At 75.4% G+C, this 11,971-nt stretch carries 9 protein-coding genes; 1 reads left to right on the top strand and 8 read right to left on the bottom strand.

Translation table 11 applies throughout. The features are described from left to right. Positions 1 to 3 precede the first annotated feature (3 nt). From ACIBPC_RS04820 to gmd, 6 genes are all read right to left on the bottom strand, one after another. On the bottom strand, positions 4 to 1,023 hold the full coding sequence (locus tag ACIBPC_RS04820; RefSeq protein ID WP_398841307.1) for an acyltransferase family protein: 1,020 nt from the start codon (positions 1,021 to 1,023) through the stop codon (positions 4 to 6). Between the two features lie 75 nt (positions 1,024 to 1,098). Then, on the bottom strand, positions 1,099 to 2,685 hold the full coding sequence (locus tag ACIBPC_RS04825; RefSeq protein ID WP_398841309.1) for a hypothetical protein: 1,587 nt from the start codon (positions 2,683 to 2,685) through the stop codon (positions 1,099 to 1,101). A gap of 152 nt (positions 2,686 to 2,837) precedes the next feature. Then, positions 2,838 to 3,671: a glycosyltransferase family 2 protein gene (locus ACIBPC_RS04830; protein WP_398841311.1), complete on the bottom strand. Its 834-nt coding sequence runs from the start codon at positions 3,669 to 3,671 to the stop codon at positions 2,838 to 2,840. Then, positions 3,668 to 4,168, bottom strand: a complete 501-nt coding sequence (locus tag ACIBPC_RS04835; RefSeq protein ID WP_398841312.1) for a hypothetical protein — start codon at positions 4,166 to 4,168, stop codon at positions 3,668 to 3,670. Before ACIBPC_RS04835 ends, ACIBPC_RS04830 begins: the two co-directional genes overlap by 4 nt. Continuing rightward, a complete protein-coding gene (locus ACIBPC_RS04840; protein WP_398841314.1) occupies positions 4,168 to 6,984 on the bottom strand; it encodes a LamG-like jellyroll fold domain-containing protein in 2,817 nt (938 codons plus the stop codon). The genes ACIBPC_RS04835 and ACIBPC_RS04840 overlap by 1 nt, the downstream gene beginning before the upstream one ends. A 65-nt stretch (positions 6,985 to 7,049) precedes the next feature. Further along, on the bottom strand, positions 7,050 to 8,090 hold the full coding sequence (gene gmd, locus ACIBPC_RS04845) for a GDP-mannose 4,6-dehydratase (RefSeq protein ID WP_398841316.1): 1,041 nt from the start codon (positions 8,088 to 8,090) through the stop codon (positions 7,050 to 7,052). 119 nt (positions 8,091 to 8,209) lie between these two features. On the opposite strand from gmd, the gene ACIBPC_RS04850 reads away from it, so the two are divergent. Further along, complete coding sequence (locus tag ACIBPC_RS04850; RefSeq protein WP_362963594.1) at positions 8,210 to 9,148, top strand: GDP-L-fucose synthase; 939 nt, start codon at positions 8,210 to 8,212, stop codon at positions 9,146 to 9,148. 14 nt (positions 9,149 to 9,162) lie between these two features. Here the strand turns inward: ACIBPC_RS04850 and ACIBPC_RS04855 are convergent, their stop codons facing one another. Further along, a complete protein-coding gene (locus tag ACIBPC_RS04855; RefSeq protein ID WP_398841318.1) occupies positions 9,163 to 10,662 on the bottom strand; it encodes an exopolysaccharide biosynthesis polyprenyl glycosylphosphotransferase in 1,500 nt (499 codons plus the stop codon). A 452-nt stretch (positions 10,663 to 11,114) separates the two neighbouring features. Continuing rightward, on the bottom strand, positions 11,115 to 11,969 hold the full coding sequence (locus tag ACIBPC_RS04860; protein ID WP_398841772.1) for a heme ABC transporter ATP-binding protein: 855 nt from the start codon (positions 11,967 to 11,969) through the stop codon (positions 11,115 to 11,117). Positions 11,970 to 11,971 lie beyond the last annotated feature (2 nt).

Raw genomic sequence — 11,971 nt, forward strand, 5'->3', positions numbered from 1 at the left:
CCCTCACCGCCGCGCCGCCGCCCCCTCCCGGGCGGCGGCGCCGCCACGCGGCGCCACGACCCACCGCGCCGCCCGCCGCACCGGCGGCGACGCCAGCGCCGCCGACAGCGCGCACGCCATCACCGGCACCACCGCCTGCTCCGGCCACGACCGCACCCACGCCACGGCGCCCCACTCCAGCAGCGGCCGCAGCACGAGCGGATGCAGCACGTACACGTACATCCCGCCCGCCCCCAGCCAACTCACCACCGGTACGCGCCTCCTGGGCATCAGCCGCAGCAGCGCCAGCGCGCCCGCGACACCCACCAGCAGCACGCCCGCACGCGCCAACGGCCCCCAGGCGGAGCCGTACGCGCCCTCCATCCGCAGCCACGCGTAGGGGACTTCCTGCCGCGCGTACCAGCCCGCGACGCCCACGCCCAGCAGCAGCGCCACGGCCGCCCGTCCGCTCCACGCCACCCCCGGCCGCAGCGCCGCCGCCCCCCGCCGCCGGAGCTGCCACCCCACCAGGAAGAACGGCAGGAAGCACAGCGTCCGCGACAGCGCCAGCCAGCCGCCGATCCCGCCCGCGTACCCGGCCGCCAGCGCCGCCGCCACCGCGTACGCCACGGGCCACCGCAGCCGCGCCAGCCAGGGCAGCGCGAGCCGCCACACCAGCAGCGACAGCAGGAACCACGCCACCCACGCGGGCGTGTCCACGTGGAACCACCAGCGCCCGGTCATCCACCACCGCTGCACCGAGTGCAGCAGCCCGGCGACCAGGTAGGGGACCGCCAGCGTCCACGCCAGCCGCCGCACCGCCTCCCGGGTGAGCGGCGCGGCGGAGCTGAAGTACCCGGCGACGATGGCGAGGACGGGCACCCGCAGCGGCCACGTCGCGACATACAGCCACACCAGGCCGTCGCGGTCGTGCAGTTGGTCCACGAGGTGCCCGAACAGGACGAGCGTCCCCGACACATAGCGGATCGTGTCCCAGTACGGATCACGGACGGCGGCACGCCGCCACGGCAGGAGATCGGTCACACACCGCAACGTATGAACGCCCCGCCCTCGCGGTCGTCCGCGCCGCCGCGGATCTTCCGCCGTACTCCCGGAGTACTACGCGCCGACGCGCCCGATCCCGAGGTGGAAACGCAACAGCCGCGTCACGTCAGGACCGAACACCGCCTCGGCGTCCGGGAGTCGCGCGGCGAGCGCCGCCGCGACGGCCGGGGGCGGGGCCGCGTACGCCGTCGCCGCGTCGTGCGCCAGCCACTCCCTGACGTCGTTCCTGGCGCGGGCGCGCAGTGCGGGGAGGGGGTCGGTCAGGAGCCCCAGGTCGGTGAGCAGCCGGGTCGCGGTGTCCCGCTCGCGCAGCAACCGGTAGGCGGCGGTGCGGACATGGCCCGGCCGCGTCGAGGCGAGGAGGTCCCGCAGGTGCTCCGCGTCGACGCCGGACGCGTGGGGGTGCAGGGCGCGGGTGACCTGGCGGACGACCGCCCCGGACGGATCGGTGAGCAGCCCTGTGAGGACAGCCGGGTCGGCCGCGCCCAGGCGCCGCAGTGCCCGGACGGCCTCGGCCCGGCCGCGCGGCAGGGGGTGGGCGAGCCAGGGGCGGAGCAGGTCCGCGTCGGCGGCGCTGCCCGTCTCGCCGAGCCCGGCGACGGCTCCCGGCGCCGGCCCGGGGGCGGCGGCGAGGATGCGGTAGCGCGTCGCCGGGTCGGTCCCGTGGCGGCGCGCGGCGGCCTGCGCGACGGCGCGCACGATCGGACTGCGGTCGGCGAGCGCGGCCACGGCGGGGGAGGGGTCGCCCGCGACCGCCTGAGCCCACACCGCCGCCGCGCGGACGGCGGCCGTGCCGCTGGACAGCAGCGGCCGGACGAGCCCGGGAGTCCCGGCCGCGGCGGCGGCGCGGACGGCGGCCTCGGCGCACCGGACGCGGATCACCGGGTCGGCGTCGTACCGCGCCGCGCACAGCGCCCCGGCAAGGGCCAGCTGTCCGGTATCGAGCGCGATGCCGTACGCCGCACGGCGGATGCGTGTGTCGGGCGCGACGAGCGCGGCCTCCAGCACGCCGGGCGGGCCCGCCCGCAGGACGGCCTCCACGCGGTCGGCCAGCCAGCGGCCTTCGCCGCGCTCGCGCAGGGCGAGGGCGACGCCCGCGACCGCGACCACGACATCCCCCGAGGGCGCGGCGAGCCGCCGGGCCAGCGCCGACCGGGCGCGTTCACGCACGGGACGCACCCATTCGGCCGCCCGCAGCGCCAGTACGGGCAGGCCCGGCGCGCCGGTGGACGCGGCCAGCCGCGCGACGGCCGTCTCGCGGACATGGCCGTTGGGGTGGCACGCGGCGAGCACGAGACCCACGGGCGGGGACACGCCGTCGGCCAGCCGCCTGGCCGTCGCGGCGGACCGGTGCGGTGCCCCGCCCCAGGCGCGGCGCACCGCCGTGTCCAGCGCCGTCCACAGGCGGGCGTCCGCGTCCGCGAGGAGGCGTTCCGCCTCGGCGAGCACGGCCGGGTCGCCGTCGCGATCGGCGGCGAGCAGCAGCCCGGCGAGCGCGTCCGAGCCGCTGCGGGGCGCGGCCAGGGCGGCGGCCGTCGCGTCGCGCAGCTGCCGTGCGGTCGGCGGTTCCGGGAGCTGGTCGTACGGGGTCAGGGCCGCCCGGCGGGCGTACACGGCCTCCAGCGCGCGGACCCTCTCCACCGGTCCGGGCTTCGGAAGCCTCTCTTCCTGGCTGTCCGGCATGGCATGCCCCCTCTCGTCCCGGCGGTCCATGATCGCCGTGTGCGGTGGGGGAGCGCGAACGGTTTCGGGGGCGCGGTGGTCTGTCCGGTGCCGCGCCCCCGTTCTGCCGGTCAGGTGTCGTCGCGGCGCAACTCCCGTGTCTTCACGCCGATCTGCCAGCGGTAGAAACTCATCGCCAGCGCGTAGTCGAGCCCGGCGCGGCCGTCGAGGAAGCCGCGGCGTGCGACGTACGCCCAGCCGAACGACAGCAGCGGCTTCAGCGGCGCGCGGTGGAACAGCTGCCCCTGCCGCGTCTTCGCCGTCCTGATCTCCTCCCGCACCTCCGGGCGCGTCTCCAGCCACGCCTCCCAGTCCGAGTAGCGGTTGTGCCGCTCGAACCAGGTGCGCACCGGGTCGAGGTCCTGGTGCTCGATGGGCGCCCGGAGCCGGAACACCGGGTCCGCAAGCGGCTGGTAGTGCCCCTCCTGCTCGCCCATTCCCGGCGCGGCCAGGTCGTCCGGCTCGGGGAAGCGGACGCGGGTGCGGTCCACCAGCGCACGCTTCACGATGGTGTGCCCGTGCCGCAGCCTGCGGCCCCCGAACCAGTAGCCGAGCGGGATGTCGAACGCGGCCGGGCGCACCGTCCGCCCGTCCAGGAAGATCCGCCGCAGCTCGGCCAGGAGTTCACCGCTGACGGTCTCGTCGCCGTCCAGGAAGAGCACCCAGTCCGTGTCGCGGTGGACGTGGTCGAGGATCCACTGCTTCTTCTTCGGGTACTTCCCGTCCCACGTGTACGGGACGACCTCGGCGCCCTCGGCCTTCGCGAGCGCGCGGGTGTCGTCCGCGCTGTCCGAGTCCACGACCACGACGGCCGTGAAGTGGGCGGCGACGGAGCGGACGGCGTCGGCGATGTTCGCCGCCTCGTCCTTCGTCGGGATCGCCACGACGATCGGCAGGCGCGTCATCCCTCACCTCCGGCCGGTTCCGGCAGCAGGTCGGCGTACTCCGGGCACAGGTGCGCCACCGCGTCCTCGGCGCCGGGGATCTCCCCGTCGCGGACGGCGGCCCCGATGGAGGCGGGGTCGTGCCGCTGGAGGTAGCCGAGGCGGTCGCACGCCTCGGTGCCGAGGTCCAGGATGGCGCCGGGGTCCACGCCCTCGGGCACGCGGTCGGTCAGGTACTCCTGCTGCTCCTCGGTGAACTCCCCGCCGGGCGGCGCGAGTTCGTCGTCGGGAACGGTGGGGGTGTCGGGGGTGGCGCCGTCCCCGTCCCCCTCCCCGTCCGCGTTCTCGTCCGTGCCGCCGTCCGGCGCGGGCTCGGGCGCGGCCTCGGAGGCGGACGCGGAAGGGCCTGCTGACCCCGCCGCGCGCTCCCCGCCGTCCGTACTGTCGTCTCCGCCGCCACCGCATGCCGTCAGCAGCAGCGCCGCGCCCATCGCCAGGGCGGGCAGCAGCCGCCGCATCACGGCGCCCCGAACGTGAGGAGGAGCTGCGGCCGGCTCGCCGTCGCCGACGCCTCGCGGGAGCCGAGCCACAGGCTGTCGCCGCCCGCCCCGGTCACCGCCACGTCGAACTGACCGCCCAACGCCGCGCGTACCGTGCTCAGTTGCAGCGGCACGGTGTACGTCCCGTTCAGCGCGTCGGGGGCGGACAGCGTGCCGAGCGCCGTCGTGCCGAGCGCCGGTCTGGTCGTCCACGTCGTCGTGGTCTCGCCCCACGCGCCGTCCACCGGCAGCACCGTGAAGTCGTCCAGCGACCCCGCCGCCGCGTCACCGCTGACGCGCACGCGCAGCGACGCCGCCTTCAGCACCTGCCCGGCCGGTGCGGACGGCAGGTCGAACGCGAGGTAGCTCTCGTACGCGGGCGTGCCGCGCACCGCGAGCTGCTGGTGCGTCCCGTGGTTGGCGCTCGGCGCCGCGCCGTTGACGTACGTGTCCGCGACAGCGCCCAGCTGCGTCACCGAGTCGGCCGGTACGGACGCGGCGGCGTAGTGCGCCTGCACCCGGGACGCCGACAACTGCGCGGGGTACACGGCCGTTTCGTCGAGCTGCCCGGCGAAGTAGTCGCTGGTGGGCCGGTTCGCCCAGTTCGCCAGCGAGTCGCCGCCGGTGCGCAGGTAGCCGGAGACCGAACGGGCGGTGGTGAACAGGATGTTGGAGTTGACCTGCTGGCCGTCCACGTACAGCCGCATGCCGGAGCTGCCGACGGAGGCGGCGACGTGGTGCCACTGCCCGTCGTTGTAGCGGCGCGGCGTGGTCAGCGTGCGGTTGGCGCCGTTGATGATGCCGAACGTGAGCTGCCCGTTGTTGAGCATGTACAGGTTCGGGTCGCGGTTGCCGCTGTCCTGGAGGATCAGGTTGCCGAGGCCCATCAGCTTGCCGCCGCGCGTCGTCGTGGTGCGGAACCACGTCTCCATCGTGAACCGCTGCATGCCCGGCAGGCGCGCGTCGCTGTACGTGTACGCGTCCGTGCCGTCGTACCCGACCGACGCCGCGCCGACGCCCGGTACGGCCGCGGGCACCACGCCGCGCTCGGGGCCGCCCCGGTGCACGCCGCTCGCGCCGTTGCCGGACGCGTCGGACGCGTAGTTGTTCGCCGCCTCGTCGAACCGCCAGTACAGCAGCGGGTCGTCGGCCAGCACCGCGTTCGCGTACGCCTGCCCGCCGCTCGCCACCGTCACCGACACGGGGGCCGAGAGCGCGCTGACGTTGCCCGCGCCGTCGGTCGCCGTGACGCGGTAGCTGTGCGTCTCACCGGCCGCCACGGCCGGGTCGGTCCAGGTCAGCTGCGGGCGCACCCACGGCAGCGACGAGCCCTCCACCGTGTGCACCGGCGTGCTCCCGTTGTCCCGGTAGACCCGGTACGTCAGCAGGCTGTCGTCCAGGTCGAGGCTCGCCCGCCAGCTCACGTCCACGCGGCCCGCCGCCGGGCTCGCCACGTGCGTCTCCGGCGTCGAGGGGGTGCCCGTGTCCGGGGCGGTCGCGAAGCGCGTCAGGCCCCACTGGCCGACGCCGTTGACCGTCGTGAAGCCGCCGCCGACCCACAGGAAGTCCCGCTCGTCGTCCGGGTGGTCCGTCACCGGGAGCAGGACGCGCGGGCCGAGCGCCTCGCCGAGCCCGTCGTTCGTGTTGGGGAACCAGCCGAGCTTCGCCGTGCCCGTCACCGCCTGCGCGAACAGGTGGTAGCGCTCCTGGTTGGGGAACTCGCCCATGCTCGCGCAGTCGTGCGCGTGGTGCCCGCTGTAGAGCACCCCGCCGTGCACGGTCACGCTCTGCGTGGCGCCCAGGCAGGTGTCGCGCCAGCGCTGCTGGAACGTGTCGAGGCTCAGCGCGATGCGGCCGTCGAACACGCCGCCGCCCGTGCCCTCGTTGCCGGTGTAGAAGCTCGTGCCGTCCGTCGCGATGGACTGGACGGTGGAGTTGGTCTCGATGAAGCCTTCCGGGTACGTGCGGACGTTCGCGCCGGTCGCCGCCGAGACGACGGCCAGGGCGTGCGAGTTCGCGCCGTTCACCTCGAAGAAGTCGCCGCCCAGCAGGACGTTCTGGCCGTCCGGGGTGAGCGCGACGGCCTTGCCGATCTCGTCCGCGTCGGCGCGCCAGCCCGCCACGACGGCGCCCGCCGTCGTCACCGCGCCGAAGCGCGAGCGCGGCTGGCCGCTGAGCTGCGTGAAGTCGCCGCCCAGGTAGACCCGTTCGCCGCTCGCCGCGATGGCGCGCACGATGCCGTTCGCCGCCACCGGGAACGGCACGCGCGTGCAGCTCGGCAGGTCGAACGCCGCGACGCTGCTCGCGCCGGCGCCGTTCACCGAGCCGAACGTACCGCCCACATACAGCGTCGACTTGTCCGGCGAGACCGCGAGCGAGCGGATCGTCGCCGTGCCGGAGCCGACCGTGAACGACAGGTCGCAGTCCTCGACCGGCGCGCCCGTCGCCGCGTCGAGCGCGACGAAGTTGGCCACCGCCGTCTCCTGGGTCCCGGCCTCGGCGCCGGGCGGGCGGATCGTGGAGAACGTGCCGCCCGCGTACACCACCCCGTCCGCCTCGGCCAGCGCGTACACGATCCCGTTCGTCTGCCAGGTCGGCAGGTCCTCCGCCGTCATGGTCAGCGGCGGCGTCAGCGCTTCCGCCGGGGTCGGCGCGGGCTCCGCGCCGACCAGCAGTCCGGCCGTCAGCGCGGCGACCGCCCCGTACCCCACCGCGCGGCGGGCCCGCCGCCCGCGCAGCCGCGCCCGCAGGGCCCGTACCGCCAACGCGCCCATCGGCACGCCTCCGTCCGCCATGGCCTCACCCATCCCGTGCCTGTCCCGCACCTGTCCGCCCCGTCTCGCCCATCGTCCGGCCCGTCTCACCGGTCGATCCGTACGCTCGCGCCGCTCAACTCCGCGTCGAGCGCCGCCACATCGGCCGCCACCATCAGCTCGGCCAGCTCACGCCACCGCACCCGCGCCTCCCACCCGAGCAGCTCGCGCGCCTTCGACGCGTCGCCCACCAGGGCGTCCACCTCGCTCGGCCGCTCGTACTTGGGGTCGAAGCGCACGTGCTCCTCCCAGTCCAGGCCCCCGGCGGCGAACGCGGCGCCGAGGAAGTCCCGCACGGTCGCGGGGACTCCCGTCGCCACCACGTAGTCGTCCGGCTCGTCCCGCTGGAGCATGCGCCACATCGCCTCCACGTATTCCGGCGCGTAGCCCCAGTCGCGGACGGCGTCGAGGTTGCCCATCCAGAGCCGCTCCTGGAGCCCGGCCCTGATCCTGGCCACCGCGCGCGTGATCTTGCGGGTCACGAACGTCTCACCGCGGCGCGGCGACTCGTGGTTGAACAGGATGCCGTTGACGGCGTACAGCCCGTAGGCCTCACGGTAGTTGACAGCCGACCAGTAGCTGTACACCTTGGCGCAGCCGTACGGGCTGCGCGGGTGGAACGGCGTCCGCTCGTTCTGCGGCGGCGGCACCGAGCCGAACATCTCGGACGACGACGCCTGGTAGATCCGCGTCTCCACCCCGCTGGCGCGGATCGCCTCCAATAAGCGCAGCGTCCCGAGCCCTGTCACGTCCCCCGTGTACAGCGGCGCGTCGAACGACACCCGTACATGCGACTGCGCCCCCAGGTTGTACACCTCGTCCGGGCGCACCTCGCGCAGCAGGTTGACGAGCGCCACCCCGTCCGACAGGTCCGCGTGGTGCAGCACCAGCGTGCGGCCCGGCTCCTGCGGCCCCTGGTAGATGTGGTCGATGCGCTCGGTGTTGAACGACGACGAGCGGCGCACCAGCCCGTGCACCGTGTACCCCTTGGCCATCAGCAGCTCGGCCAGATACGAACCGTCCTGCCCGGTGACGCCGGTGACCAGCGCCGTCCGGCCCTGGACGTCCTCCGTCTCGCGTGGTGCCATCACGAACTCGCTCCCCCAACTCACTTGCTGAACAGATCTGTTGTGCCATCGCGCGTGACCTGTCACACGCTGCCGCGAACGCCCCCTGAGGGCTCCGCCGCGCTGGCAGAATCCGGGCCATGACGACCCTCCTGCCGCCCGCCGCCCGCGTGTTCGTCGCCGGACACCGCGGCCTGGCCGGCTCCGCCATCGCCCGCGCACTCGCGGACGAGGGACACGAGGTCCTCACCAGGACCAGGGACCAGCTCGACCTGCGCGACGCCGACCGCACCCGCGCGTGGCTGGCCGCCGTGCGCCCCGACGCCGTCGTCCTCGCCGCCGCCACGGTAGGGGGGATCATGGCGAACAAGCGGTTCCCCGTGCCGTTCCTGGAGGACAACCTCCGCATCCAGCTCAGCGTCGTCTCCGGCGCGCACGAGGCCGGCGTGGACCGGCTGCTCTTCCTCGGCTCGTCCTGCATCTACCCGCGCCACGCCCCGCAGCCCATCCCCGAGGAGGCGCTGCTGACCGGGCCGCTGGAGCCGACCAACGAGGCGTACGCGCTGGCGAAGATCGCGGGCATCATGCAAGTCCGCGCGTACCGGCGGCAGTTCGGCCGCGCGTACATCGCCGCCATGCCCACCAACCTGTACGGGCCCGGCGACAGCTTCGACCCCGAGACGTCGCACGTCCTGCCCGCCCTCGTCCGGCGCTTCCACGAGGCGAAGGCGGCGGGGCACCCGGAGATCACCCTGTGGGGCACGGGCACGCCGCGCCGCGAGTTCCTGCACAGCGCGGACCTGGCGCGCGCCTGCGTCACGCTGCTGCGGTCGCACGACGACGAGGTGGCGGTGAACGTCGGCTGCGGCGAGGACCTCACCATCGCCGAACTCGCGGCGACAGTCGCCCGGGTGGTCGGCTACGGGGGGCGGATCGCCTGGGACCCGTCCCGGCCGGACGGCACGCCCCGCAAGCTGCTCGACGTCACGCGGCTGCGCGCCCTCGGCTTCACGCCGCGCGTCCCGCTGGAGGAGGGGATCGCCGACACGTACCGCTGGTGGCTCGCCGACCAGGCGTAGCCGGCGGCGGGCCATCAGTACGCGCCCCGGCCGTCGAGGACCGCGCGGACGGTGCGCGCCAGCACGTCGAGGTCGCCGGTGACCGACCAGTTGTCCGCGTAGTCGAGGTCGAGCGCCAGGCCCTCGTCCCACGACAGGTCGGCCCGGCCGCCGACCTGCCAGGGCCCGGTCAGGCCCGGCTTGACGACGAGCCGCCGCCGCTCCACCGCGCCGTAGCGCGCCACCTCGTCTGGCAGCGGCGGGCGCGGCCCGACGAGGGCCATCTCGCCGCTCACCACGTTGACCAGCTGCGGGAGTTCGTCCAGGGAGGTGCGGCGCAGCAGGCGGCCGACGCGGGTGACGCGCGGGTCGCGGCGGATCTTGAACAGCGGTCCTGAACGGTGCTCGTTCGCCCCTTCGAGCGCGGGGCGGCGCAGATCCGCGTCGGGGACCATCGTGCGGAACTTCCACAGCGTGAACGGCCGCCCCCGGTGGCCGACGCGCGTCTGCCGGTAGAGGACGGGCCCGTTGGAGTCCAGCCGGACGGCGAGCGCGAGCAGCAGCATCAGCGGGGCGAGGACGACGAGCGCGAGGGCCGCCGCCGTCCGGTCGAAGACGCCCTTGACGACGGGCTGCGGGCCCCGGTGCAGCGGCGGGGCGACGTGCAGCAGGTTCAGCCCGGCGGCGGTGGAGACGGTGACGCGCCGCAGCGCCACGTCGGTCAGCCCGGAGGCGACGACGAGCGTGAGCCCGGCGTCCTGCACGGACCAGCCGAGGCGCCGCAGCCGCTCCCCGGTCAGGGCCGTGCCGGGGACGGCGAGGACGACGTCGGCGGCCTGGTGGCGCGCGGCGGCGAGTACGGTGGGCCCGTCCTGGGCCCCGGGTATCAGGTCGGGCGGCGGCGCGCCCGGCGTGCCGTGCGCGTGCGGAGGCGGGGGCGCGGTCGCGGGCGCGAGGTGGCCCATCCGCGGGACGCCGCAGGCGAGTTCGTCCGAGCCGCCGACGAGGACGCCGCCGATGACGACGTACGGGTGGTCCGTGCGGGCGGCGAGCTGCGCGGCCACGGCGTCCACCGGGCCCGGCTCCCCGACGACGAGGACGCGCCGCACGGCCTGCGCGCGGTGCCGTCTGCCGGTGAGGTGGCGGTGGATCGCGGCGCAGGTCGCGCCGGTGACGACGGGCGCGGCGGACAGCGCGAGGAGCGCGGCGGCGGGCGACGAGTCCTCGCCCGTGACCGCCCGCAGGGCCGCGAGGAGCCCGACGAGGAGGAGCCAGTCGTGCGCGGCGGCGCGGAGCCCGCGCCGCTCGCCGAGGGAGCCGGGCCGGTAGCGGCCGTGGACGGCGCGGACGGCGGTCCAGGAGGCGGCGGCGACCGTTGCGGCGGCCAACGGGTGTGCCTGAGCGGTCAGTTGATAGACCGTCAGGACTGGTAAGCAGGCCCCCGCCGCGTCGGCCATGACGGCGGCGGGGGCGTACCAGCGGGGCCGCCCCGGCCGGGGTGTGACCCGGCGTACGGGAACGGTCGGCTCGCGCACGATTCCATAGCGTGAAGAGTCCTGGCGACGCATGATCGACCCCCAAGGTGCGGAAACGGCGGCACGGGAACAGCGGCACGGGAACGCGCCGCCCGCCGCACCGGCGTCGGCGCCGTGCGGCGGGGCGCCCGGTGGGGACGGCCGATCACGGCGCGGGCGCGGGAGGTGGAGCTGTCCGGGACCGCGCGTGCCGTTCCGTGTGGACGGGGAACGGCCGGGCGGCGGTCTGCGGGTGGTCTGCGAGCGGTCGGGAAGCGGTGGTGGAGCGGAGGCGGAGTGGGCGGAACATGGGTGGAAAAGGTGAGGAAGGCGTGTCCTCATCTCCCCGTGAGTGCACACCCGGTGCCGCAGAAGAGGCTAGGGCATGGCGAAGGCGTTTGGCCGCTGTTTGTTGGAACTTTCCGAAACCGCCCGGTTCCCTGGCCGGAATCTCCGGTTCCGCCGCCGGGCGGTCACCCGGCGCGGCGCGGCAGCACCAGCCGCGTCCCCGTCCCCGGGTGCGGCAGCACCTCCACCGGATGCTGGTAGACGCGGCTGAGCAGCTCCTCCGTGAACACCTCGGCCGGCGGCCCGTCCGTCGCCACGCGCCCCTGGTGGAGGACGACGGCACGGTCCGCGTACGCCGCCGCGAGCCCCAGGTCGTGCAGCACCACCACGACGGCGCGGCCCGCCCGCGCCTGTTCCCGGCACACCCGCAGCACCAGCTCCTGGTGCCGCAGGTCGAGCGCGGCGGTCGGCTCGTCGAGCAGCAGCAGGGGCGCACGCTGCGCCAGCACGCGCGCCAGTGCGACCCGCGCGCGCTCGCCGCCGGACAGCGCCGAGAACGGCCGCCCGGCGAACGGCGCGACCTCCGTCGCCGCCATCGCCTCGGCCACCGCCGCGTCGTCCTCGTCCTCGGCACGCGTCCCCGCCCAGGGCGCGCGGCCCATCCGGACGACATCGCCGACCGTGAAGGGGAACGACAGCGTCGCCGACTGCGGCAACACCGAGCGGCGCAGCGCCAGTTCGGGCGCGGACCAGTCACCGGCCGGGTGTCCGGCCACCGTCACCCCGCCGCTGTCCGGCCGCTGGTCGGCCGCCAGGACGGACAACAAGGTGGACTTCCCTGCCCCGTTGGGCCCGACCAGCGCCAGCACCTCACCGGCGGCGACCGCGACGTCCACCCCGTCAAGCACCGCCCGGCCGCCCAGCGCGAGCGACACCCCGCGCGCGGCGGCGGCCGTCTCCCCGGGCGCGGGCGGCACCGGCAGCGCCGTGTCACGCTCCCCGAACAGCCCGCCGAACCACGTACCCAGCACGCCCGTCACGC

The sequence above is a fragment of the Streptomyces sp. NPDC049879 genome, assembly GCF_044461265.1.
Classification (GTDB): domain Bacteria; phylum Actinomycetota; class Actinomycetes; order Streptomycetales; family Streptomycetaceae; genus Streptomyces.